Annotated in this window: 25 protein-coding genes and 1 pseudogene; 18 read left to right on the forward strand and 8 right to left on the reverse strand. The window is 64.9% G+C overall.

The genetic code is table 11. The features are described from left to right. Window positions 1-290 precede the first annotated feature (290 nt). The 4 genes and pseudogenes from ON062_RS06300 to ON062_RS06315 form a co-directional block, all read right to left on the reverse strand. Window positions 291-548 (reverse strand): annotated as a pseudogene (locus tag ON062_RS06300) (transposase); the annotation flags it as partial. Between the two features lie 253 nt (window positions 549-801). Next, the gene (locus tag ON062_RS06305; RefSeq protein ID WP_274646290.1) at window positions 802-1,044 is read right to left on the reverse strand and encodes a hypothetical protein; all 243 of its coding nucleotides are present in this window, start codon (window positions 1,042-1,044) and stop codon (window positions 802-804) included. Beyond that, entirely contained in the window at window positions 1,041-2,150 is a 1,110-nt protein-coding gene (locus tag ON062_RS06310; RefSeq protein ID WP_274646291.1) for a tyrosine-type recombinase/integrase, read from the reverse strand. Before ON062_RS06310 ends, ON062_RS06305 begins: the two co-directional genes overlap by 4 nt. Beyond that, window positions 2,147-2,662, reverse strand: coding sequence for a helix-turn-helix transcriptional regulator (locus tag ON062_RS06315; protein ID WP_274646292.1), 516 nt, complete (start codon window positions 2,660-2,662; stop codon window positions 2,147-2,149). The genes ON062_RS06310 and ON062_RS06315 overlap by 4 nt, the downstream gene beginning before the upstream one ends. Before the next feature lie 94 nt (window positions 2,663-2,756). Here ON062_RS06315 and ON062_RS13965 point away from each other — a divergent pair, with 94 nt between their 5' ends. From ON062_RS13965 to ON062_RS06325, 3 genes are all read left to right on the forward strand, one after another. Continuing rightward, the gene (locus tag ON062_RS13965) at window positions 2,757-2,999 is read left to right on the forward strand and encodes a helix-turn-helix domain-containing protein (RefSeq protein WP_368859977.1); all 243 of its coding nucleotides are present in this window, start codon (window positions 2,757-2,759) and stop codon (window positions 2,997-2,999) included. Window positions 3,000-3,316: 317 nt separating this feature from the next. Beyond that, window positions 3,317-3,676 carry a YciI family protein gene (locus tag ON062_RS06320; protein ID WP_274646293.1) on the forward strand — a complete coding sequence of 120 codons (360 nt, stop codon included), beginning with the start codon at window positions 3,317-3,319 and terminating at the stop codon, window positions 3,674-3,676. After that, the gene (locus tag ON062_RS06325) at window positions 3,673-4,923 is read left to right on the forward strand and encodes an RNA polymerase sigma factor (RefSeq protein ID WP_274646294.1); all 1,251 of its coding nucleotides are present in this window, start codon (window positions 3,673-3,675) and stop codon (window positions 4,921-4,923) included. Before ON062_RS06320 ends, ON062_RS06325 begins: the two co-directional genes overlap by 4 nt. Before the next feature lie 147 nt (window positions 4,924-5,070). Here the strand turns inward: ON062_RS06325 and ON062_RS06330 are convergent, their stop codons facing one another. Next, a complete protein-coding gene (locus ON062_RS06330) occupies window positions 5,071-6,321 on the reverse strand; it encodes an IS256 family transposase (RefSeq protein ID WP_274646295.1) in 1,251 nt (416 codons plus the stop codon). A 308-nt stretch (window positions 6,322-6,629) separates the two neighbouring features. Between ON062_RS06330 and ON062_RS06335 the strand changes: the two genes are divergently transcribed. From ON062_RS06335 to helR, 6 genes are all read left to right on the forward strand, one after another. Beyond that, window positions 6,630-7,055: a hypothetical protein gene (locus ON062_RS06335; RefSeq protein WP_274646296.1), complete on the forward strand. Its 426-nt coding sequence runs from the start codon at window positions 6,630-6,632 to the stop codon at window positions 7,053-7,055. A 2-nt stretch (window positions 7,056-7,057) separates the two neighbouring features. Then, a complete protein-coding gene (locus tag ON062_RS06340; protein ID WP_274646297.1) occupies window positions 7,058-7,768 on the forward strand; it encodes a hypothetical protein in 711 nt (236 codons plus the stop codon). A 109-nt stretch (window positions 7,769-7,877) separates the two neighbouring features. Continuing rightward, on the forward strand, window positions 7,878-8,627 hold the full coding sequence (locus ON062_RS06345) for an ABC transporter ATP-binding protein (protein WP_274646298.1): 750 nt from the start codon (window positions 7,878-7,880) through the stop codon (window positions 8,625-8,627). A 1-nt stretch (window position 8,628) separates the two neighbouring features. Continuing rightward, a complete protein-coding gene (locus ON062_RS06350) occupies window positions 8,629-9,384 on the forward strand; it encodes an ABC transporter permease (protein ID WP_274646299.1) in 756 nt (251 codons plus the stop codon). A 279-nt stretch (window positions 9,385-9,663) separates the two neighbouring features. After that, the gene (locus tag ON062_RS06355; protein ID WP_274646300.1) at window positions 9,664-11,160 is read left to right on the forward strand and encodes a DHA2 family efflux MFS transporter permease subunit; all 1,497 of its coding nucleotides are present in this window, start codon (window positions 9,664-9,666) and stop codon (window positions 11,158-11,160) included. Further along, window positions 11,157-13,376, forward strand: a complete 2,220-nt coding sequence (gene helR / locus ON062_RS06360; RefSeq protein ID WP_274646301.1) for an RNA polymerase recycling motor ATPase HelR — start codon at window positions 11,157-11,159, stop codon at window positions 13,374-13,376. Before ON062_RS06355 ends, helR begins: the two co-directional genes overlap by 4 nt. Window positions 13,377-13,404: 28 nt before the next feature. On the opposite strand, the gene ON062_RS06365 is transcribed toward helR, so the two are convergent. After that, window positions 13,405-14,025 (reverse strand): TetR/AcrR family transcriptional regulator, encoded by a 621-nt coding sequence (locus tag ON062_RS06365; protein ID WP_274646302.1) that lies wholly within the window; start codon window positions 14,023-14,025, stop codon window positions 13,405-13,407. A gap of 163 nt (window positions 14,026-14,188) precedes the next feature. On the opposite strand from ON062_RS06365, the gene ON062_RS06370 reads away from it, so the two are divergent. Then, on the forward strand, window positions 14,189-14,827 hold the full coding sequence (locus tag ON062_RS06370) for an alpha/beta fold hydrolase (RefSeq protein WP_274646303.1): 639 nt from the start codon (window positions 14,189-14,191) through the stop codon (window positions 14,825-14,827). A 284-nt stretch (window positions 14,828-15,111) separates the two neighbouring features. Here ON062_RS06370 and ON062_RS06375 read toward each other — a convergent pair whose 3' ends face one another. Further along, window positions 15,112-15,300 carry a hypothetical protein gene (locus ON062_RS06375; RefSeq protein WP_274646304.1) on the reverse strand — a complete coding sequence of 63 codons (189 nt, stop codon included), beginning with the start codon at window positions 15,298-15,300 and terminating at the stop codon, window positions 15,112-15,114. Between the two features lie 114 nt (window positions 15,301-15,414). Here ON062_RS06375 and ON062_RS06380 point away from each other — a divergent pair, with 114 nt between their 5' ends. Next, entirely contained in the window at window positions 15,415-15,624 is a 210-nt protein-coding gene (locus ON062_RS06380) for a hypothetical protein (RefSeq protein WP_274646305.1), read from the forward strand. Window positions 15,625-15,893: 269 nt separating this feature from the next. Beyond that, window positions 15,894-16,064, forward strand: coding sequence for a hypothetical protein (locus tag ON062_RS06385; RefSeq protein ID WP_274646306.1), 171 nt, complete (start codon window positions 15,894-15,896; stop codon window positions 16,062-16,064). 97 nt (window positions 16,065-16,161) lie between these two features. Here ON062_RS06385 and ON062_RS06390 read toward each other — a convergent pair whose 3' ends face one another. Then, window positions 16,162-16,491, reverse strand: coding sequence for a hypothetical protein (locus tag ON062_RS06390; protein ID WP_274646307.1), 330 nt, complete (start codon window positions 16,489-16,491; stop codon window positions 16,162-16,164). Window positions 16,492-17,290: 799 nt separating this feature from the next. On the opposite strand from ON062_RS06390, the gene ON062_RS06395 reads away from it, so the two are divergent. The 6 genes from ON062_RS06395 (at window position 17,291) to ON062_RS06420 (ending at window position 24,271) form a co-directional block, all read left to right on the forward strand. Next, on the forward strand, window positions 17,291-17,554 hold the full coding sequence (locus tag ON062_RS06395; protein ID WP_274646308.1) for a hypothetical protein: 264 nt from the start codon (window positions 17,291-17,293) through the stop codon (window positions 17,552-17,554). Further along, complete coding sequence (locus ON062_RS06400; protein WP_274646309.1) at window positions 17,551-18,096, forward strand: HAD domain-containing protein; 546 nt, start codon at window positions 17,551-17,553, stop codon at window positions 18,094-18,096. The genes ON062_RS06395 and ON062_RS06400 overlap by 4 nt, the downstream gene beginning before the upstream one ends. 102 nt (window positions 18,097-18,198) lie before the next feature. Next, window positions 18,199-18,381: a helix-turn-helix domain-containing protein gene (locus ON062_RS06405; protein WP_274646310.1), complete on the forward strand. Its 183-nt coding sequence runs from the start codon at window positions 18,199-18,201 to the stop codon at window positions 18,379-18,381. A 2-nt stretch (window positions 18,382-18,383) separates the two neighbouring features. Then, on the forward strand, window positions 18,384-21,638 hold the full coding sequence (locus ON062_RS06410) for a helicase-related protein (protein ID WP_274646311.1): 3,255 nt from the start codon (window positions 18,384-18,386) through the stop codon (window positions 21,636-21,638). Beyond that, window positions 21,635-22,300, forward strand: coding sequence for a DUF4391 domain-containing protein (locus tag ON062_RS06415; RefSeq protein ID WP_274646312.1), 666 nt, complete (start codon window positions 21,635-21,637; stop codon window positions 22,298-22,300). Before ON062_RS06410 ends, ON062_RS06415 begins: the two co-directional genes overlap by 4 nt. 18 nt (window positions 22,301-22,318) lie before the next feature. Next, entirely contained in the window at window positions 22,319-24,271 is a 1,953-nt protein-coding gene (locus ON062_RS06420) for a site-specific DNA-methyltransferase (protein ID WP_274646313.1), read from the forward strand. Window positions 24,272-24,273 lie beyond the last annotated feature (2 nt).

Consider the following 24,273-nt stretch of genomic DNA (forward strand, 5'->3'; position numbering starts at 1 on the left):
GAGGTTCTCCCCTTTCACAAGACCGGAAACGCCACCAACCTCATGGCCGGGTACACCTAGAACTGAACCCGGCAGGCACCACGATCGGCAGTGTGTGGGTGGTTCTGCCGGCGGGGGAGCCCCCGCTGAGGTTACGCCTCCAGGAGCTCCAACCGAAGCAGCGCCGCCTGCTCGCCCGACTGACGTCGTGAGCCTCCCGGACCTGACGGGCACCCGCCCGCCGCGACTGCGAGATCGCGCACGAATGGGCGGGTGGGGTGTCGCCTGGTTGTTCGCTGCCGTGTTCCGGGCTGCTCCAGTTCGGTGAAGACTCCCGCGTCGATCCATTCGTCGCGTCGCCGACGGATCGTGGTTGCCGAGCAGGTGCTGTCCGCGATCTTCGCGTACGCGGCGCCGAGCACGAGGACCTGCACCAGCTTGTCGAACACGATCCGATCCGGCACGCGAGGCCGATGACACCCGAGCGGGTGATCATCGACGGGAGTCGGGATGAGCGCTTCAAGCTGGTGCCAGATCGGGTCAATGACCGAAGATGGAACAGCGGGCACGAGGTGTCCTGGAGACCAACGGATTCTTCACACGATCGTGGTTAACAGACCTCGTGCCCGTCACGACGTTAACGCGCCGCCATCACCACCTATCGGCGCGACCTCTAAGTCCACCGGCTGACCGCTTGCAGGGATCAGGTCGGGTACACGGAACCTCCAGTACTGCCCCTTGCCGTCCTCTTGGAGGTACTGGTCAACGCTCACGTTCGCCACGTTATCCGGAGACCACGGCGTTGGCCCAAGCCGAGACTACTCAGATCTCGTCGGTCTGTAGCGGGCTGGGTTCGTCACTGCTCACGGTGCTCGGCGGGTGAATCGTGTCGTGGACACGGGCCTGGATCCGTTGCAGCCGCTCAGCGCGTTCGCGACTGGCCATGAAGCGGATCGCTTCGCGGAGGAGCGCATCCCTGTCTCCGTCGGCGTAGATGTCCGCGAGCCGATCGAGTTCGGCGACGTCATGGGAGTCCATCGAGAACTCCACAATCTCACCGCTCATGATGCACTCGCCCCCACGAGCGCATCAAGCTTTGCCATCAGCGGAGCGAGGCCCGCCGGCGCTAGGTGCCCGTACTTGTCGAGAGTGATGGAGGGCTTCGCGTGGCCCATCGCACGGGAGACCGACAGGATGTCGCCGCCTGCCTCGGAGAGCGTGATGGCCGCGAACGTGTGTCTGAGACCATGCACCGTGATCCGCTTGATCGGCTCCGCCCGGCCGACGTTGGCTTGCGCGACGGCGCGAGTCAGCGCCTGACTCGGATAGGTCTTGGCGACAGCCCGTCCGGCTCGCCTCGGGCTGGCGAAGATCTCCGCGCTCTTTGGCCGATCGCCGATGACTGCGGCCAGCCATGGGCGAACAGTCTCGGGCACTGGCAACGTACGGCGACTCGCGCGAGTCTTGGTGGTGTCGGTGCCGCTCCCGGCGTTCTTGACCGTGAGTTGGCCCGCCACGAGGTCGCCGACGAGCAGCGATCGCGCCTCACCGCTGCGCAGCCCCATGAGGCCAAGGACGCCGAGCAGCGCCCGATCGAAATCCGACGGCGCGGCCGTGAGCACCGCCATGAGCTCAGCCGACGACCAATGCTCCACCTCGTGGTGTCCGAGCGACACCACGATCCCATCTGTCGGATCCGAGTCAACGAGCTTGTCCCGAATGCCTCGCTTGATCGCGGCGCGGAGGATCTCGAGCTGCTTCTTCCGCGGCTCCTTCGCTGAGCCGGAGCGCTGCGACCAGATCTCGATCTCTGTCGGTTCGAGCGTGGTCACCACACGCTCACCGAACTGCATGCGGACGACCGAGGCGTGGTAGGCGTCGGCTGCCAGCGTCGCCGGCGCCCGGTCGGCTTTCGCCGCGAGGTGCCGATCCAGCAGGGTCGCCACGGTGATCGAATCGCGTCGGATGCGAGTAGCCCTCGGCTGAAGCTTGTGCGTCGCGTCGTCCAGGTCCGCCTGGGCCTTCTGTGCTTCCTTGTAGAACTGCTTCGCCTGCTTTGCGTCGCGACCCGCTCCTTCGCGCCAGCGCCGCACCCACCGCGGCGCGTTCTTGGCACGCTTCTCGGCGATCTCTGCCTTCGAGAGGCCCTTCCAGAGGTCGTTCACGCTCATCCGGGCCACTGATCCGTTCGGAGCGTGTCCGCGACGTCGTCCCAGGCCTCCCGGTCAATGCTCTCGTGCTCGGCTCGATCGCGACGTTCGAGTTCGGCTCGCAGCTCCTCCGCCGCAAAGAGAGCTAGCACTTGTCGAGCGAGCGCAGACCTGCCGGTCACAACCGCCTGCGCGTTGAGATCAGAAGGAATCGGAGACACGGCGGATGCCTCACTGGCCTCCGCAAGCAGTTCGGATGCGCGTTGTCGATCATGCGCGCGCAGAACCTCAGGGTGGATGCGCAGCACCGATGCGAGTTTGACCAGAGTGCGATCCGCAGGGACGGCAACTTTGGCTCTGCCATCTCGATATCGGATGCCACTCAGCGCGATGTTCACGGTGCCAACACTGAGCCCCGTGGCCGAGGCCAAGTCGGCGACGGTGAGTCCCGACTTCTTGTAGGCGTCGCGAAGCATCGACGACTCGGCGGGCGGGACGAGCTCGCTTTCGGATGGTTCCTGTGACGTGGGCATGATCACTCTCGGTAGTCATCTGGTAGTGAAACTCTACACGAGACACGCTGCAGATTGCTACCAGATGTCACCCTTGGTATCTATTTTGGTAGTCATGAGCCCTACTACCACTCACCTTCGAACGACTCCCAATGACACCGCCCTCCTTAACGTCCGGGAAGCGGCCGACGCCCTCGGCGTCACGCCATGGTGGACCCGCCGGCTCATCGCCTCCGGCGATTTGCGTGCGATCAACGTCGGCGGCCCGGAAAAGTCCGCACGGTGGCGCGTGGTTCCCGAGGACCTCGCGGCGTTCATCCGGGCCCGCGAAAACCGCAGTAGGGACCTGCTCCGATGAGAACCGAGTACCGGATCCCGGGGTCGCTCCCCGCTGAGCATCTCGAGCGCTTGGATGTCGACGACACCGGGGATGCTGCCAACGGCGTCGATAAGGCTCGGACGACCGTCGGTTCAGATACGAGACCTGATCGGCAGCCGATCCCGCTATGCGTAGCGCGGACCCAGTTGCTTTCGAACATGCGTCGGCATGATGGTTCAAGTAGCACTTTCGCATGGAGTCGCCGATTCGAGAGAAAGATGTCGGATCAGGGGGGTGCCGTTCGTAGTACTGGTGAGAGGCGCCCATCCGGGTTGCCCTACGGAGAAGGAGGAACGATGGCACAGTACGCACTGATGGTCTGGGGACCGAGCGAAGCCGGCGAGTTCGACAGCTACCCGACGGCCGAGGAGCGAGACGCCCAGATGGCGGCGACCGGCGCATTCAACGCCAAGCTCCAGGAGGGTGGACACTTCGTCTTCGCGAACGGCCTCGCCGAAGCGTCGGCAAGCACCGTCGTCGACAATCGAGGCGCCACACCGATCATCACCGACGGGCCCTACGCGGAGTCGAAGGAGTACATCGCGGGCTTCTGGATCATTGAGGCGGCCGACCTTGACGAGGCGCTCACGCTGACGACCGAGGCATCGCGCGCGTGCGGGCGACCGCTGGAAGTCCGTCCCATGCACGGCGGATGACCGAATCCACGAGCGTCCAAGCAGCCATCGCCCGTGTTCACCAAGCAGAGTGGGCACGGGTGGTGGCTTTCCTGGCGCGCCGCTTCAGTGACCTCGATCTGGCGGAGGAGATGACTGCGGAGGCATTCGCCGTCGCCGTCGAACGGTGGCCGCGCGACGGTCTGCCGCCGAACCCCGGCGGGTGGATCACCACCACCGCGGCGCGAAAGGCAATGGATCGTGTGCGGCGCGAGGCGCAGCGCAGATCGAAATACGAGGAGGCGTTCATGCTCCACGAAGATTGTAGGGACGAGCCGGTTGGCGCGATTGACGACGACCGGCTCCGGCTGCTGTTCACTTGCTGCCATCCCGGACTGGCGATGGAGGCGCGAGTGGCACTCACACTGCGGATGGTTGGTGGACTGACCGTAACTGAAATCGGTCGAGCATTCCTGGTGCAGGAGCCCGCGATGGGTCAACGCATCACGCGTGCGAAGCGGAAGATCAAAGCCGCCCGGATCCCGTACCGTGTGCCCCAGTCCGAGGACCTGCCCGCCCGGATCGACGGCGTCCTGACGGTGCTCTACCTCATCTTCAACGAGGGTTACCTCGCATCAGGCGAGGACTCCGAACCGATCCGGCGGGACCTCACTGCGGAGGCGATCCGGCTGACGCGGCTCGTTAGAACCCTGCTCCCGCATGACGGCGAGGTGGTGGGCCTGCTGGCGCTCATGCTGCTCACTGAGGCGAGAGCGGCCACACGCCTATCGGTGACGGGCGAACTGGTGCGGCTCGACGAGCAGGATCGCGGCGCATGGGATCAAGAACTCATCGCCGAGGGTCTCGATCTGGTGCGCGAGTGTCTCTCCGCGGTCCCCGCATGCCGACATGCCGCCGGACGCTACCAGATCCTCGCTGCAATCAACGCTGTTCACACCTCCGTGCTCGATGCCCGCGACACCGACTGGTCACAGGTGGCCGCCCTCTACGATCAACTGGCCGAGGTTGACCCGAGCCCCGTCGTGACCCTGAACCGGGCCATCGCGATGGCCGAGTTGGATGGTCCCGAGGCGGCCCTGGGGGTGGTCAACCGGCTCCGTGCGAGGCTGGAGGGGTACCATGCCTTCCACGCCACCCGTGCAGACCTGCTTAGGCGACTCGGCCGTTCGACGGACGCGCGCGCCGAATACGATCGGGCAGTTGAGCTTGCGCGCAACTCCGCAGAAGTCGCCTACCTTGAGCGGCGTCGCGGCGAGCTCGCCGGCTGATCAGTGGACGGAGCCGCACGGGATCTTGAACTCCAGCTGGGACAGCTCCAGGCCTCATGCCAATGACATTACGTAGGGTGAGCTGCGCGATTCTTCGGTCAAGCCCCAGGTAGTGGTGTAGCTCGGGTCCCTTCGATCTGTTGATGGTCAGGCTGTGAGCTCGAGGGTGGTGTCGGTGTTCACCTCCTCGGTGTCGGTGTTGTCGACGAGGGTGAGGTGGGACTTCGCGAGGATCTCGAGGCCGAGGTAGCGGCGGCCTTCGGCCCACTCGTCGGTGATCTCGGCGAGCACGGCGCCGACGAGGCGGATGATCGCGTCCCGGTTCGGGAAGATCCCGACGGAGTCGGTGCGGCGGCGGATCTCGCGGTTGAGGCGTTCGTTGGGGTTGTTGGACCAGATCTGCTGCCAGAGCCCTTCGGGAAATCCGGTGAACGCGAGGATGTCCGCCCGTGCGTTGTCGAGGTGCTCGTGCGCGTCGGGCAGCTTCCCGTCGACGTAGTCCAGCAGCCGGTCGAACTGGGCGTGCACCGGCTTCGCGTCGGGCTGGTCGTAGACCGAATGCAGAATCGCCTTCACTGCGGGCCACATGGTCTTCGGCGTCACGCTCATCAGGTTCGCTGCGTAGTGGGTTCTGCATCGTTGCCAGACAGCGCCGGGCAGGTTCGCCGCGATTGCTTCGACGAGCCCGGCGTGAGCGTCGCTGGTGACGAGGCGGACCCCGCCCAGGCCGCGGGCGACGAGGTCGGCGAAGAAGCTGTTCCAGGCAGCCCCGGTCTCGCTGGTCGCAACTCGCAGGCCGAGGACCTCGCGGCGTCCGTCGGCGTTGACCCCGGTCGCGACGAGCACGACCGCGTTGATCACACGGCCGCCCTCACGAACCTTCATCGTGAGCGCATCGGCCGCGACGAACGTGAACGGGCCCGCGTCACCGAGCGGCCGGTGCCGGAACTGTTCGACGTGTTCGTCGAGGTCCGCCGCCATCCGGGACACCTGCGACTTCGACAGGGAGTGGATCCCGAGCGTCTTGACCAGCTTGTCCATCCGCCGGGTCGACACTCCGGCGAGGTAGCAGTCCGCGACGACGGTGATCAGTGCGGTCTCGGCTCGTTTGCGGCGCTCGAGGAGCCAGTCCGGGAAGTAGGTGCCCTGCCGAAGCTTCGGGATCGCGACGTCGATCGTCCCAACCCGGGTGTCGAGATCGCGGTGCCGGTAGCCGTTGCGCTGGGCGACACGGTCGCTGGAGCGTTGGCCCGATTCCGCGCCGACGACAGCGTCCGCGTCCGCGGACAGCAGGGCGTTGACCATGGTCTGCAGCAAGCTGCGCATCAGATCCGGCGACGCATCCGCCAGGGCTTCGCCGAGCAGGCCGGCAGGGTCGACAATATGAGGAGCGGTCATCGTGAAGATGCCTTTCGAGTGGGTTGTAGGAGATTCCTCGAAGGGACTACACGGTGACCGCACCCACGTCTACGACGGCGCGGAGCGGTCACCGCGAACTACACCACGCTAAGGGGCACTACTGATTCTTCAGACACTCGGCGGCAACCGAGCATTCTCCAGCCACTTGCATTGCGTGTGAAACCGTGCCCACGCAGGCAGGACAGGCCAAACCTTTGGGTGAGCCCGCTGCTTGGCCTGAAAAGGCTTCGGTGCGTTCGTCGTGTAACCTCAGGGGTGACAGTCGGTCGGAGAGGAGGGTCTCGATCATGGGAACTCAGCTGTTGGAGCAGGAGGTGTCCGACTGGGGCGCAGTGCTGGCGCACCGGCCCGACGAGGCGACGATCGCCGCCGTGCGGGCGAGGTTCGTTGGTGCCGGTGTCTCTGCTGAGGCTGTCGCGGCGGTCCTGCGCGACGGCGGAGAGTCGCTGTTCCGGGCTGCGTCCTCCGAGCATCCTGACTGGGCGGCGCGCTTTGGTGGACTGCTGGCTGCGGCGCTGCTGGCGGGCGAAGTGGCGGCCTACTCGTCCTACCTGGTCGCTCGGGCCTCCTCTGTGCGATCGGTCGCCGTTGATTCGCTCTTGGAGGACTTGAGTGCGGTGTCGGTGGCTTCGGAGCTGGGGGTGTCGCGGCAGAAGGTGTACGAGATCGCCCGCGGTGGGGCAAGGCTGCGAGAAGCGAGAGGACGGGACTGACCATGAGCGGGTGGTCTGATCGAGCGAGCGTGCCGGCGTCCGATTCGGCGTTGCATCCGCTCGACGTCGATGAGGCTCGGGGCTATTACCTTGTTGCCGCGTTGCTGCGGTGGTTCGTGTCGCCGTCGGTCCTCACGGCCCTGATGCTGCTGTTGTGGGTCGTCAGCGATAACGTGTGGACCCCGGTCGTGGGGCCGCTCCTCGGATTGACCGTGACAGCCTATGTCGAGCGCCGGTTTCGGTTTGATGCTTGGGCATACATCCCGCGCCGGCGCCAGGACGCTGGTCGCGATGAGCCGATCGTGCTGGCGGGGCTTGCTCGGGGCGCAGAGGTCGCGTTCCTCTTCGGGGCAGTGAGTGCTTTCGTTTCCAGCGTCGGTGTCCAGGAGGTGCCGACAGCAGCTGGCTCGGTTGCGCTGGGTTCGCTCGCCGGACTTGCCCTGGCGGTCGTTGTGACGTTCTGCTGGGATCACTCCGCGCCGCGCGATCACCGATTCGCGCCGTCGCCAACGATCGTGACCGACCTGGCCAGTGTCGCGACGCTCCTGATCCTCGGTGGGGGAATGCTCCTGCTCTCCGCGCGGATCGCGATCGATCTGGCGGGCACGATGATCGGGTTCGCGGTGATCGTGGGCGCCCTGACGGTGTGGCTGCTGTTGCGCCTCGTGCCGGTGCGGGTGCGGTGCATTCCACCGAATGTGGACATGCCCTGACGTCTAGGAGCTGTAACCCCAGGGTTGACACTAGACACTCGTTGTGTGATTCTAGTGGCAACCCAGGGATGACATCCGGTGCTCCTGGCTCGAGTCAGGATGGTGAACCATGCCCGTCATCAGCGTTGAATCGCTACGCAAGACGTTCGGCGACGTCGTCGCGATCGACGACGTCACCTTCGCCGTCGACGAGGGTGAAATCTTCGGCATCCTCGGTCCCAACGGTGCCGGGAAGACGACAACGGTGGAGTGCATCGCCGGCGCATGCATCCCGGACGCCGGCCAGGTCAGCGTTCTCGGCGTCAACCCTGCTCGCCAGCGGCGTTTCGTGCAGGACCGGGTGGGCTACCAACTCCAATCGACTGCGCTGCCCCCCGCGTTGCGGGTCGGGGAAGCCCTGGAGTTGTTCGCGACCTTCTACGAATCTGCCGCTGACACCTCGGAGCTGCTCGAACTGGTCGGTTTGACGGCGCAGCGCCGTCGTCCGTTCGGCAAGCTCTCCGGAGGGCAGCAGCAGCGGCTCTCGATTGCCCTCGCACTGGTTGGAAACCCGAGGGTAGCGGTCCTCGACGAGCTGACCACGGGTCTCGACCCCCAAGGCCGACGAGACGTGTGGCGGCTGATCGAACAGATCAGCGCGACCGGCATCACCATCATCCTCGTCACGCACTTCCTCGAAGAGGCCGAGCGGCTATGCGACCGGATCGCCATCATCGACCGCGGTCGATCTCGCTTCATCGGATCGCCCAACGAACTGATCGAGTCGACCCGCACCGTATCCCATTCAGCGCAGCGTCTCGAAGACGCCTACCTGAGTCTCCTCGACTCCGATGCCGCCGACCACCTCACAGGAGCCTGAGATGCGTTCCCTCACCGCGATTACCAAAGTTGAAACCCTGCTGTTCCTGCGCAATCCGACGAGCGTCTTCATGGCTCTGCTGCTTCCTTCCCTGCTGCTGCTGATGCAGGCGTACGTGATCCCCGGCACGATGGACCCCATCGGCGGCGCCGACGCTGCGTTCGCGGCGCTGCGGCCCATCGATTTCTTCGTTCCCGTGTCGGTGGCGGTGGCACTGGCGAGCGTCGCCATCACGAACTATCCCTCGTCAGTGGGTGCCTACCGTGAGTCCGGTGTGCTCCGGAGGTTGGGGGTGACGCCTGTGGGTGCTCATCGCATCCTCTTTGCACAATGGGCCGTAAGCGGAATATCCCTCGCGGCAGCGCTCGTGATCGCGCTCGCTCTGTCGCGGTTCGCGTTCGACGCCGCCACTCCCCGCAATCCCGCGGCGGCCGCGGCCGTCATCATCACAGGCACCATCGCCATGATGGCCCTCGGATCAGTGATCGCCGCCGTCGCCGCGAGCGCGCAGGTCGCCTACGGGCTCGGGCTGCTGGTGTTCATGGCTGCCATGTTCACCGCGGGCATGTGGACTCCCGGACCGCTGATGCCCGAGTCGATACGCATCATCTCAGGATTCACGCCCATGGGTGCCATGACCCAAGCCCTCACCGACGCGTGGTACACCGGCGCAGTCTCCGGAGCGCCCTTCCTTGTCATGTTCGCCTGGGCGCTGCCGTGTGGCGCGCTCGCCCTGAAGGTCTTCAAATGGAGGTGACACGTCCCGGCAAACCGCCCGATAGGAACGAAACTCAGGACGAATCACGGTGGCAGTGGCGCGGACGAACACGTCAATGCAGCACAGGTCAGCTCTCCCATGGTTAGGGATGCGCAAACAGAATTCGGGGCTCAACCAAGTGTTCGGGAGCCGCTAAGGCGGAGAGAATCTCGCCGCATTTTCAGAATATAGCGGAGACGGGGGCTTGCCGCAAGACCCCCCTGGCGAGGGATACTCGTTGGCTGCCGCGCTAAACCACTCGACTTTATAAGGGGAAATGTGTCTCCAATCCGCTCTGCCAGCCCGCTCATGGTCGCTCTGACGGTGATCGTCGGCACGGTGCTGATCGGCATCGACATGACGATCGTGAACATCGCGATCCCGCAGCTGACCCGCGACACGGGTGCGCCGCTGACGATGATCCAGTGGGTCGTCACGGGATACACGCTCGCGCTGGCCACAGTCATGCCCGCGACCGCGTGGGCGATCGCGCGGTTCGGTGCCAAACCGGTCTTTCTCGTCTCGATCGGCCTGTTCACCGCCGGGTCGGCGCTGGTGGCCGCGTCGTGGAGCCCGGAGTCGCTCATCGCGTTCCGCGTTGTCCAGGGCATCGGTGGCGGTTTTGTGATGCCAGCATCCATGACACTTGCGCTCGCTGCGACGCCCGGTGAGCAGCGCGGCAGGATCATGGCCGTGCTCGGGCTCCCCGTCCTCATCGGCCCCGTCCTCGGCCCCGTGGTGGGCGGGCTGCTGCTGGACAACCTGTCCTGGCGGTGGATGTTCCTCATCAACGTGCCCTTCGGGATCGCCAGCCTCCTCCTCGGACTGCGCAACCTCCCGAAGACACCGAAAGGCCCCGCCCTCCCCCTCGATGTGCGCGGGCTGCTGCTGCTCCCGCCCGCGATGGCATTGCTCGTCCTCGGGACCTCGTTCGCGGGCTCCAGCCTGCTGACCGCCCAGGTGCTGCTCCCGGTCGGCATCGGGCTCGCGCTGATCGCGTTCTTCATCCGTCACGCGCTCCGCGCGAACGCCCCGCTGCTCGACATCCGGGTGCTGACACAACCGTTCACCGGGTCCGCCGCGATCGTCCTTTTCCTGTTCACGAGCGGCTGGGGCGCGGGCATGCTCCTAGTACCGCTGTACTGGCAGGTGGTGCGCGGCGAGAGCGCAACCACCGCGGGACTGTTCGTAGCCCCAGCCGGGCTCGCGGCGGGCATCGCCATCCAGATCTCCGGACGGCTGATCGACCGCGTCGCACCGCTGAAGGTCATCGGCACCGGCCTGACCGTCGCCACGGCAGCCACGACCGCACTGCTTCTGCTGATGGGCACTGAAACCCCCGCCTGGATGCTGGTCGCGCTGTGGACCACCGTCGCGGCGGGGGCTGGGTTCACCATCATGCCGATGTCGACAGTCGCCACCCGCGCCCTCGACGGACCCGCCATCCCCGCAATGGCGACCGTGCTCGGTGTCATCAACTACATCTCCAGCGCAATCTGCATCGCGGTCGTCTCTGTCGTGCTCACCTGGCAGCTCGCCGCCCGCCTTCCAGACCTCCAGGGCGAAGGCATCGGCGCCCTGCTCGCGCTGGACCCGGACGAGTTCGCCGTCATCGCGCCCCAGGTCGCCGCGGCCGTGCAGTCCGCCCTCTGGGTGCCGGTTGCGCTCATGGCGGCAGCGCTGATCACCGCCAGCGTGGCACTGTGGAACGCGCGGGCACCGCAGAACGCGGACACCTCCGAGACCGCGCCGTCGACGACATCGGAGAACGCATGAACAGGACCGGACAGGACGTCTTCGATCTGCCCGAACGCCTCGCCGCGAAAGGCGATCCCGCACTCATCGGGGCCGACCGCGACCAGTTCGCGGCGATCGCCGCGAGCCTTGCCGACCGACGGACGCAGATGACCACGAGGCTTGACCAATTACGCCGGTCTCCGGGTGGCTCCGGGCAGGCGGCGATGGAACGCGACCTGGAGATCCATCAGCTGACTGCTCAGCTGCGGATGCTGGACCGGTTCGACATCGACCTGTGCCTAGGACGGATGAGCCCGGTCGATGGGAGCCCTCCCGTCTACATCGGGCGAACGGGGCTGACGGACGAGTCCGGGCAGCGGCTTCTGATCGATTGGCGCGCTCCCGCCGCCGAGCCGTTCTTCGCTGCCACGCTGCAGAATCCGATGGGGCTCGCCAGCCGTCGCCGCTACCGGTGGACCGGCGGACGGGTGACCGACTACTGGGACGAGGCGCTCACCGCTGCGGGGCTCGAGAACGATGCGGCACTCGACGATCAGTCGGCGTTCATCGCCACCCTCGACACGCACCGGTCGTCACGGATGCGGGACGTGCTCGCGACGATCCAAGCGGACCAGGATGCCATCATCCGGACCGACTCCCGCGGCGCCCTGATCGTCGACGGCGGGCCGGGCACCGGCAAGACCGTCGTCGCCCTGCATCGCGCCGCGCACCTGCTCTACTCCGAGCCGCGCCTGACGCAGGGTGGGGGCGGGATGCTGTTCGTCGGTCCCACCCCGGCGTATCTCGCCTACGTCGAGGACGTGCTGCCGAGCCTCGGCGAGGAGAGCGTGCGGATGTGCACGCTGCGCGATCTCGTCCCCGAAGGCGCCACCGCACGCGACGAGCCCGACCCGCGGGTGGCCAGGCTCAAAGAGACGCTGGATGCGGCCGCGCTGATCGAAGCGGCGGTGCGGGCCCGGGTCAGTCCGCCGCGCCGAGCGGTCCAGGTCGAGACGCCGTGGGCGGACCTGATCATCGGCAGAGCCCAGTGGGACGAGGCCTTCGACGCCGCCGACTCCGGCGCACCGGTCAACGAGGCACGCGACGAGGTCTGGGAGGAGGTGCTGGAGATCCTCGCCGATCAGCTGGACGATCCGGAGATCCCGGCACACGTGGTGCAGCGCTGGCTGCGGCAGGACGAGGAGCTCACCAGCGTCTTCGTGCGAGCCTGGCCGTTGCTGGACCCCGCCGACCTCGTCGCGAGCCTGTGGTCCTCGCCCGAGCTCCTCCAGCGATGCGCCCCGCAGCTCTCCGCCGACGACGTGGAACTGCTCCAACGTGAGGACCCCGACGCCTGGACCCTCGCCGACCTTCCCCTCCTCGATGCCGCCCGCCAGCGCATCGGCGACCCGGAGACCGTGCGGAGCCGGCATCGCCGCGAAGCGGTCGTCGCGGCCGCCCAGGACCAGATGTCGCACGTGATCGACGATCTCATCGATAGCGACGACAGCGAGATGCAGATCATGTCGATCCTGCGCGGTCAAGACGCGCAGAACGTCCTCGCAGGCGTGGACGCACCACCGGTCGCACACCCCGACCTGCTCGCGGGTCCGTTCGCCCACATCGTGGTCGACGAGGCACAAGAGCTCACCGACGCGCAGTGGCGGATGCTGCTCAGCCGCTGCCCCTCGCGCAGCTTCACCATCGTCGGCGACCGCGCCCAGGCACGACACGGCTTCCCCGGGACCTGGCAGGAACGCCTGGAGCGGATCGGGTTCCGCGACATCCGCCAGTCATCGCTCACCATCAACTACCGCACCCCCGAAGAGATCATGGCGGTCGCCGAACCGGTCATCCGCGCCACCATCCCAGAGGCCAACGTGCCGACCTCGGTGCGCAGCAACGGCATCCCCGTCGCCTACGCCCCGGCGACCGCGCGCGACGCGATCCTGACCGAATGGCTCGACCATCATGCCGACGGTCTTGCCTGTGTCATCGGCGATCCCGTGTTCGCCGGCACGGCGCGAGTGCGATCGCTGACTCCCGAGGGAGCGAAGGGACTGGAGTTCGACCTGGTCATCGTCATCGACCCGGAGAAGTTCGGCGACGGCATCACCGGCGCCGTCGACCGGTACGTCGCGATGACACGCGCCACCGAGCGACTCGTCGTCCTCACCACCTCACCAACCGACACAGATCGACCGGACGGGGACGTTTCGCCCGGGTCCGGAGGCTTGCACTCCGAGCATCACTGAGTTATAACCCGCGAAGCAGCCACTCGGGCTACTCCCTTGGCATTCCGTATGCACGAACAATCGTCGTGGCCACCGCCGCCGCGATAGCTCGCGCCTCCGGAAGGCGCGAGACACCGAATAGGAGCCCGGAGTCGATCGGATCTCCGATAAGCATCCATAGGAACTGCGATGCGACTGCATGAGGCTCGGCGTCTGTGATCGTTCCGCGCCGCTGCATGGCCGCGAAGTAGTCAATCAGCGAGTCCGTCGCGGCGACAACGGTCGTGCGTCGCCACAACTCCGCGAACAAGGGATGTCGTGGCTGCTCCGCGATCATGATGCGGCGTAGGGCCAACACTTCCGGGTCGAGGGCGGTCTGGACCAAGTCGACACCGATCGCGGTCAGAGCGTCGTGCAGTTCAGAGACATCGACCGTCGGGTCGAGAGGAGGGCCGCCGGTCGAGCGTCCCGCGATCACCCAATCGAGCACGCTCGTGAAGAGCTTCTCCTTCGAGTTGAAGTGGCTGTAGATGGTCACCTTCGACACTTCTGCAGCAACGGCGATGTCATCAAGGTTGGCCGCCGCAAAGCCGTGGCGCAGGAAGGCCAGCTTGGCGGCCTCCAGGATGGCATCGCGTTTGCGGGCGGAGCGAGCGGTTGCGGATGGCATGTACTCAAGAGTACGGTGACTTAATGAACTTGTGAGTACAGATTGGAGTGTCATGCAAGGCCAACTATCCCGTGCGGGGTACACCATCCACTTCGAGTCGTCGGGTGTGGGCCCGCGCCTGATCTGGGTCGATCCCGCTCTCGGGTCCAGTTCGATGCGGCCCATGCAGGAGGCGCTCGCAGGACTGGCAGAGCGATTCGAAGTGGTGACCTACGATCGGAGGGGCCGAGGACGAAACGAGAGTGCCGACATAGTCTCGGCGACCGCCGAGGTGGACGATCTCCTTGCGCTCGTCGAACACGTGGGAGGAACCGCTCTCATCGCCGGATTCTCGTCGGGAGCTGGACTCGTACTGCACGCGGCTGGTCAGTTGCCCGCCGCGACTGTGGTGCTAGTGGAGCCAGCGGTCGGCGGTACGCCTGACGAAAGCGGCCTCCGTGAGAGCGTACAGCGTCGGGTTGCTGATGGTGACTTGGAAGGCGCGGTCCGAGAGTTCTATGAGGCTACCGGAACGCCGGAGGAGATCATCCAGGGGCTGTCGGACTCACCAGTTTGGGGAGACGTCGTTCGCTGTGCGCCGACGCTGATCGCCGACATCGATCTTACGTTCGTGGACGATGATGTGCTCGCTGCGGTCCAGAAACCCGTGCATGTGATCGTCAGCGACGGCTCACCACCGGAGATCACCGGAATGGGCACGGAGTTGGCCGCTCGCGTGCATGCTCCCGTTTGGCGAGAACCAGGAGGGTGGCATGGTGTGGATGCGTCCGCCCTCTGCGCACGCTTGGTGGCTCTGGACTGATACCCCTGCTGTGAGGGCTAACGCCGCCTGGCGGCCGGAGAGTTCAGCCTGCGGGGGCATGGGCCCTCGCTTCCGCCCCTGCCCGTGCCTTCCGGGATGCAAGCGTCCGACAGAGCACCTGGTCAGCATCTGGCGGTGCTATAGGGCCGGCACGGGCTCGTCGAAGTTCCTCTGCACCTATCTGAACGATCGTCTGGTTCCACGCCTGAGTGTCGTCGATAGGTTGGGGTCCTAGGTGTCAAGGCCGGGCCCGGCATGGACGCGGGGTGGTCGCCGGAGCGAGGTCAGTTCCAGCCGGTAGTGGCCTGCACGCGAACCGCGAACTGCGCGAAGAGGTCGGCGCGAAGTGGGCATTCGAGACCGACCTCGACCCGCGACTCGAACGCAACTAACAAGACGGCTCGCGACCACTCCTCGCGACGGCTCCGCCGGCGCCAGGGATCGACAAGCAGGCTCACGATCTCCGGGAACATCGCGGAGCAGATCCGGGATCGGGAGGGGCACCCGAGAACGCCCCAGTGGGGCGTTGGAGGGCGAGGCCGCTTGCGGCCGAAGTAAGGCCCCCGAGGAGCGCAGCGACGAGTGGGGTGAGCGGGCACCGGAGCGAAGCGCAGGGGCACGCGAAGGGGCGGTCGGCTGTGCCGACCCGCCGTGACGAGGAGCGCAGCGACGACGGCACGGTGGCAGCCCCCCTTATGCCCTTTCTGTTCCCCCTCCGCATCTGGCGCGGCAGCGACAGATCGGGGATCGAGATCGTTGAGATCTCGCGGCAGAAGCGTGGATCATCCCTTCGTTGATCCATGGCCGCCGCAGGCGGATCCATCATCGTTACACGGATCAACGGCATCGCTTCAGGCGCGGAAAGACGGCGTAGTTGCGGATCATCGGTTTCATCGAAGATGCCACCGATGATCCATGGGGTGTGGAGCGCAGCGGAGCACACCGCCTCCAGGGGGATACACGCAGTGGAGCCTCCTGGTCCAGCCGTCGTCACGGCCCCGGAAGGGCCGTGCTGATTCTGATCTCAGCGGCACGGTGAGCGTCTCATCGAAGCAGCTCTGCCACCGTGATCTGGGACGGGTGTCTCGAAGTCGCACCGGTCGGCTACGACATCGTGCGTGACTCGTGCGAGCCTAGTGCGTCGACCGTGCCGCTCGGCGTCGTCTTCACGCGCGTGCGCAATTCGTGCGTCGTCGAAGACGCGATCGTGCGGGGCCTGCGCCACGCTCCTGCGTGAAACATGCGCGCGCTGGACCGTGCGGAACCCGTGCGGAACTCGTGCGGAACTCCTGCGGTAATCGAGCGCAAAACGATCGACGGGTGCGCGTGAACCGTTAGAGATAGATTCCGTGCGCGGTGAAGTAGGGGTACACGAACATCGGCTCGTCCGAGAGACGGATCGGGCGGTCGAGCTCAGGGAGATCATCGAGCTCGGCAAGGTTCGGATACTCGTTGATCACGCGGTCGAGGGCACCCTTCTGCGCGAGCAGATGCTTGAGCAGGTGTTTCGTCTCGGCGCTCACGCGCGTGAGATCAAGCGAGCCGATCTCGTCGCTGCGCCGACCACCGTCGTTCAGGAATAGGCGGTTGAGGTAGCGGAACAGCGCGTAGTAGTCGGCGGGGCGCCAGTCGCCTTGGTCCTCGTAGTAGATGCGCTCGCGCAACTCCGCCCCCTGCCCGTCCTGTCCGCCCCGGCGGAGTGATGCCGGATGCTCTCGACGTGACCATTCTTGCGGCAGGCTGCGCGCCGGGCCTCCAGGGTCTGTGACGCTTCTCGTGACGGATTCCCGACCGGGAGCGGAATGACCATAATTCGCTTCTCACCTGGGAAAATCATGGCGACAACGGATCCCAATCGTGACGGTTTCTTCGACCCTCCAAAGAGGGTCGTCACACGAAAATCCCAGGTAAATCGAGATTTCCAAGCATCTCGTGACGCTTGTTCCAAGTTCTGAAGAGATACGCACTACCCACACGCGTGCACGCGCGCGCACGCATGCAAACTCTCCCGAATCCGTCACAAGCGTCACATAGGAGGGGAGTTCACCGTCGACACGCGCAACAACCTGTGACGACTTCGCTTCAGGCTGCTACCGGAAGCGTCACCCACGCGTTCTCCTCATCCGGCGAGCTTTGGGGTAGATGCGCTGATCAGATGACTATTCCAAGGCAATCGGAGCTCGCGCTGACGTCTGTGACGGTTCCGCGTCACACGGATCATTGCCGTGCCATCCGGAGGCATGAGCCGCGACACGCCGGCGGCGCGGGGCAGAGCATCGTTTCGGCACTACCGTGCAGCCCGCGGAGCTGTGCGGCAAAGAAGCAGATCTCCTCATCTATGAGGATGAATCCATGCCGCGCCGCGGAGTTACCTGATTAGGGAGAGAATCCCTGTTCAGATCAATTATCTGAGCCCGGGCTTGAATACCAAGCGTCACGCTGGATCCGCCCTACGGTGTCCGCATGAACCAATCACAGAACACAACGGACGCGGTCGGCTTCGCGCGTAGCGCTATCGCTCTCGTGACCCGTAGTCGTCAACGGGATGAGCCATCGCCGAGTGAAGAAGCAGATGCCGAGGAGCGCGCATCAGCCGAACGAGAGCTGCAGTCGGCTCTGGAACAGCACGGCTCATCGTCCGTCATCCTGTGTGCGACCGACGAGGTGTCGCCTGCCGCCATGCGAGCGGTCGCCGCGAGCATCCGCTCTCTCGAATCAAGCCAATGAGCGCACGGCAACAGCCCCAGGATCCGGGCGGCCCCTCCGTGCTGATGGTGTTCGACGTGGATGGCACGATCTCTCGCTTCTATCGCGAGGAGGAGTACGCCGAGCACCATGATGATCCGAACTGGTACGAACTATTCCCGCTCGACGAGGCGGTCGTCGACGCGCTCGATGAGCTCGCCCACGTCCCCGGGGTCGACGTGGCGTGGCTGACCTCGTGGGCACCTGATCAGGACTACCTCGATCACTTGATCAACGGTTCACGATTCCGTGGCCGCCTCGCGGGACGCTGCGTGCCATGGATCGGCGAACCTGACAAAGGGTGGCGCCTGCGCAGTCTTCTCGCCTTTGCCGAGCAACATCGTCCGCGTGCGCTCGTCTGGGCTGACGACCAGTCGCCCGGCAACGCGGGCCAACGCATCGGCGATCACCTCACCATCCCGCGGCTCGTGTTGCGCCCGCACCGGAACGTCGGCCTGACCATGGATGATGTTCATCGCGTGCACGCGTTCGTCAACGAGCACGCACGCCAGCAGCCCTGGTGATGCGCCACGCCAGATTGCGTCGCTTCCAAGTCGACGTACGGGGCTCGGACTAGGCTCGGACATATCCGCAAAGATCGGGTTCATTCCGCATTGGGGGCGTGTATGTCCGAGCCGTGGCTGTCCGCCGACGACATCGCTGTGCACCTCGGCGTCACCAAGGACACGATCTACGCCTGGATCGCCGAGAAGGGGATGCCCGCGCACAAAGTCGGTCGCCTCTGGAAGTTCCAGGCGAGCGAGGTCGACGACTGGGTGCGTGGTGGCGGTGCGAGGAGCGGCGCCTGACCATGCGGATCATCGACAACGTCTCTGACGTCTTGGGTGACGACCTCAAGTCCGAGATCGGCCGCGGCTCGAAGGTGCGCATTGCCGCGTCGACCTTCTCGATCTTCGCTTTCGAGGCACTGCGCAAAGAGCTCGAGCACGTCGAGGAGCTCGAGTTCATCTTCACCTCGCCGTCGTTCAGCAACGGACAGGCGACGGACAAGCTGCGCAAAGACCGTAGGGAGTTCTTCATCCCGCATGCAGAGTCCTCGCTGTATGGTTCCGAGTTCGAGATCCGACTCCGTAACCAGCTGACGCAGCGTGCGATCGCCCGCGAGTGTGCGGCCTGGGTGCGTGAGAAGGTCACGTTCCGATCGAACGCCAGCGGCCATCAGATGCAGCAGTTCGCCGTGGTCGACGACCGCGCCGCATACATGCCGCTCCAGGGCTTCACCACCGCCGATCTCGGCTACGAGCGGGGCAACGCCGTCTCCAACATGGTCACGAAGTTCGAAGGCGCCCCCGAAACGAGCAACTTCCTCAACCTGTTCGACCAGGTCTGGGCGAGCCCGGGCCAGCTCAACGACGTCACCGAGGCCGTCTACGAACACATCGCGAGCGTGTACGCCGAGAACTCGCCGGCGCGCATCTACTTCCTCATGCTCTACAACATCTTCGCCGAGTTCCTCGACGACATCAGTGAGGACGTGCTTCCCAACGATCGCACGGGTTACCAAGACACCAAGGTGTGGCAGAGCCTGTACAACTTCCAACGGGATGCCGCGACGGGAGTCATCAACAAGCTCGAGACCTATAACGGCTGCATCCTCGCCGACAGCGTCGGCCTCGGAAAGACGTTCACCGCCCTGGCCGTGATCAAGTACTACGAACTGCGCAACAAGTCTGTGCTCGTGCTGGCCCCGAAGAAGCTCGCTGAGAACTGGACGAACTACAACGCCAACCTGACGACGAACATCTTCGCGAGCGATCGCTTCAACTACGACGTTCTCGCCCATACGGACCTCTCGCGCACGCGAGGCGAGTCGCTCGGCCTCCGGTTGGATCGCATCAACTGGGGCAACTACGACCTCGTCGTCATCGACGAGTCGCACAACTTCCGCAACGCCGACTACGCCGAAGAGAAGGAGTCGCGGTACCAGCGACTGATGAGGCAGGTCATACGTGAAGGCGTGAAGACCAAGGTGTTGATGCTCTCGGCGACGCCGGTGAACAACAGATTCAACGACCTCAAGAATCAGCTGCAGCTCGCGTACGAGGGCGAGAGCGACAACCTCGCCGCCAAGCTCACGCTCTCGACGTCGGTCGAGCGTGTCTTCCGTGACGCACAGACGGTGTTCAACGAGTGGTCGAAGCTGCCCGCGGAAGAGCGCACTGCCGACCGGATCCTGCAGATGCTCGACTTCGACTTCTTCGAGCTGCTCGACGCGGTCACCATCGCGCGGTCGCGCAAGCACATTCAGGCGTTCTACGACACGAGCGAGATCGGCCCCTTCCCGAAGCGTCTGCCGCCGGCATCCATCCGCGAAGCTCTCACAGACCTGCCCGACGTTCCCTCGTTCAACGAGATCTTCGAGCAACTGCAAGCCCTCGAGCTCGCTGTCTACACACCACTCAGGTACGTCTTCCCCAGCCGCATCAGCAAGTACGAAGACCTCTACAACGTCACGGCCGGCAACGCCCGCTCGAACCTCGGCCAGAAGGGGCGCGAAGAGGGTCTGAAGAAGCTGATGACGGTGAACTTGCTCAAGCGGCTCGAGAGCTCGGTCGAGGCCTTCCGACTCACGCTGGCGAAGATCGAGAGTGCAGTCGACAGCACCCTCATCCGACTGAACAACCATGCGGGAGCTATTCCCGAGATCCGCGACCTCGACGATCTCGATTTCGACCTCGACGATGAGGACGATGCCAACGTCGAGGCACTGTCGTTCGGCGAGAAGATCAAGATCGACCTCGACGATGTCGACATCGAGTCTTGGCAGCGCGACCTCTGGAACGACCGCGAGACGCTCCGAGAGCTGCTCGACGAGATGCAGAAGGTGACCCCTGACCACGATCTCAAGCTCCGAAAGCTCCGGCATCTCGTCGAGCAGAAGGCGGAGCATCCACTCAATGCCGACAACCGCAAGGTCCTGATCTTCTCCGCCTTCGCCGACACCGCGAACTACCTGTACCGCGAGCTCGCGCCGACGCTGCAGCAGGCAGGGCTCGAAAGCGCCGTGATCACAGGCGGCAGCCACGGCGCGAAGTCGACGCTCGGCACGGGCTTCGACTTCCAGCAGATTATGTCGATGTTCTCGCCACGGTCCAAGCAGCGTCACCTGACGATGCCCCACGAGACGCGCGACATCGATGTCTTGATCGGCACGGATGTGATCAGCGAGGGTCAGAACCTTCAGGACTGCGACTATCTCGTCAACTACGACATCCACTGGAACCCTGTGCGGATCATCCAGCGGTTCGGCCGGATCGACCGCATTGGGTCGACGAACGAAGTCATCCAGCTCGTCAACTTCTGGCCCGATATCTCTCTCGATGAGTACATCAACCTCAAGGAACGCGTCGAGAACCGCATGGTCATCGCCGACCTCGCAGGTTCTGCCGATGACAACGTGCTGAACCCCGAGGACTCGGATGCCGCGTTCCGCAAGGAGCAGCTGCGCAAGCTGCAGAGCGAGAACATCGAGCTCGAAGACGTGCGCGCGGGTGTGTCGATCACCGACCTCGGTCTCAACGACTTCCGGATGGACCTGCTCGCTTACATGGAGGAGTACGGCGGCATCGCGGCGGCCCCGCGGGGTCTGCACGCCGTGATCCCCGCGGATGCCTCGAAGGGACTCCTGCCGGGAGTGATCTTCGCGCTGAAGAACGTCAACGCCGACCCCGCAGTGAACCGTGGAAACAGGCTCCACCCCCACTACCTCGTCTACGTGGACGACAGCGGCGACGTCATCGCCAACCACACCGAAGCGAAGCGCCTTCTCGACCTCGTCCGTGCGGGATCGCGCCCCTACGACGAGCCCGTCTCCGATGTCACCCGCATCTTCAACGTGGCCACCCGCGAGGGCTCCGACATGGGCAAGTACTCGGCGCTCCTGACGGATGCGATCCGGTCGATGATCGACGTCGCCGAGGAACGCGACATCGACAGTCTGTTCAGCGGTGGCCACACCTCCGCCCTCACCCAGCAGATCGCGGGCCTCGACGACTTCGAGTTGATCGCGTTCATCGCCGTCGTCGACCCAGAGGGCGACTCATGACCGACATCCTGTACCAGTGGCCGGTGGGTGCCCGATTTGGTGCGCGTGTCCCCAAGGAGCGGTTCTACGAGCGCACAGCGTCGACGGCCGCGCTGCGTGAGAAGTTCGTCGCGGAGGTGAACCGCATCAGCTGGGCCTACAAGCTCGCAGCGGAGACCATCAACCTTCCAGGCTCGTCAGAAGTGCCTGAGATCGAGATCATCCAGTTGGACGCCAAGGCGAACGACATCAGTGCACAGGTACTTGCATCGATCGATAAGGCAATACCGAACCCTGTGATCTTCGAGATCCACCGCGACGACGCCCACGGCCGCGGCGTGCGGATGACAGCAGCACACAAACTGGCCGGCTCCCCTGCACCCAAGGCGAATGCCTACTTCTCAACGGGCTGGATGCGAAACGACACACCTCGCACCCCGCTACCAACCGCGATCACGATGACGGCGCTGTACTCAGAGCTCATCGGTCCACTCACGCCGCTCGCGCCTCGGCCTGGGGAGAGCCCCGCCGTCGTCGGCGAACGGCTCGATGCCGTGCGCCGACTCGAGCGCGAGATCAGCGCCCTAGAACGCAAGCTCCGGTCCGAACCGCAACTCAATCGCAAGGTCGAGCTGCGCCGCGAACTGCGAGCCAAACAAGCCGAACTGAACCAGACGAGGTAATCCATGGAGAGACTGCGAATGACTTCACCCGATCTCACCCGAGCCAACATCGACAAGATCGCAGCACTCTTCCCGATGGTTGTCACGGAGACGCTCGATGCCGACGGTGAGCCGTCGCGGGCCATCGACTTCGACCAGCTGCGCCAGGAGCTATCCGACCACATCGTCGACGGGGCTGCGGAGCGCTACCAACTTGACTGGCCCGGGAAGCGCGCAGCCGCGTTCGTGGCGAACGCGCCGATCGCCAAGACCCTCCGTCCGGCGCGCGACGAGTCGGTCGAATTCGACACAACGAAGAACCTCTTCATCGAGGGCGACAACCTCGACGCGCTGAAGCTGCTCCAAGAGTCGTACCTCGGCAAGGTCAACGTCATCTACATCGACCCGCCGTACAACACCGGCAACGACTTCGTCTACAGCGATGACTTCGCGGAGTCGAGCGCGGACTATCTGGAACGCTCTGGACAGAAGTCTGATTCCGGCGACCGGCTCGTCGCGAACCTGGATTCCAGCGGCCGGTTTCATTCGGACTGGCTCAGCATGATGTACCCACGCCTGAAGCTTGCGCGCGGTCTACTTCGCGACGATGGCGTCATCATCGCCGCGATTGGCGACCAGGAGCACGCGAGCCTACGTCTACTCCTCGATCAGGTGTTCGGAGCCGACAACTTCATTTCCGATGTGGTCTGGCAGGGAGGCCGCAAGAACGACTCTCGCTACGTGTCCAACGGCGCCGACTACATGCTGATCTACGCGAAGAACGAGGCGAAGCTCAGCGAGCTCGGCGTACGGTGGCGCGAGCCCAAAGTCGGTCTCGACACTGCGCTGGCCAAAGCCGCCTCGATCTGGTCGACTCGTCAGAGCGACGACGATGCCTCTGCCCAGTGGAAGGCATGGCTCAAGAGCAAGAAGTCCGCCGGTGAGATAACCGATTCAGTAGCGCGGTACGACCAGCTGCAGCCCGGAACCGGCCGACCGATGAACACATACGGCAACATCACATGGCCCGGAGGCGGCGGTGGCCTCACCTACGAGATTCTCCATCCGACGACTCGGAAGGCCGTATCGCTCCCAAAGACCGGTTGGCGCTTCCAGAAGCCCGAGATGGATCGCAGGATCGCGGCGGGGGAGATCTGGTTCGGCGCTGACGAGACCGCCATTCCTCGCGGGATCTCCTTTCTGGACGACACGAGTGAGCAGGTCGCGATCTCCGTGTTCGAGCAGGACCGGAAGGCCGCGAGCACCGACATGCGCAACCTGATGGGCGAGATCGTCTTTGAGAACCCCAAGGACCGGCGCGTCCTTGCGCGTTGGCTGCGTCTCGTTACCGGTGGGTCGAAGGACGCCGTCATCCTCGACCTCTTTGCGGGCTCTGGCTCCACCGGCCACGCCGTCATGGACCTCAATGCGGCAGACGGCGGGCGGCGCCGATTCATCCTCGTTCAGCTCGACGAAGCCGTCGACCACCCCGACTACGACACCATCGCCAGCATCAGTCGTGAACGACTCCGGCGGGCGGGTGCACAAGCGAAGCAAGCTGCTGGGTTGCTCGGTGACGATGTCGACTTCGGCTTCCGGTCCCTGCACGTGGCGACCACCAACATGGCTGACACGCTTACGACCGCGGACGACCTGGTGCAGGCAGCACTGTCCGACGCCATCGACAGCGTGAAACCGGGGCGCACAGATGAGGACTTGCTCTTCCAGGTCCTGCTCGGCTGGGGGCTCGACCTTGCCGAGCCGATCGAGATCGAAGAGGTCGCTGACCGACGAGTACTGTCGGTCGCCGATGAGGCGCTGATTGCGTGCTTCTCTCGTGATGTGAGTGACGCAGCCGTCAGGGCCATCGCCGCCCGGCATCCGCTCCGCGCGGTGTTCCTCGACGCGGGATTCGCTACGGACGCGGCTCGAATCAACGCCGAGCAGATCTTCCGTGAGGTATCGCCCGAGACCGAGGTAAGGGCGATCTGACC

The organism is Microbacterium sp. C7(2022), from assembly GCF_028823665.1.
Taxonomy (GTDB): Bacteria; Actinomycetota; Actinomycetes; order Actinomycetales; family Microbacteriaceae; genus Microbacterium.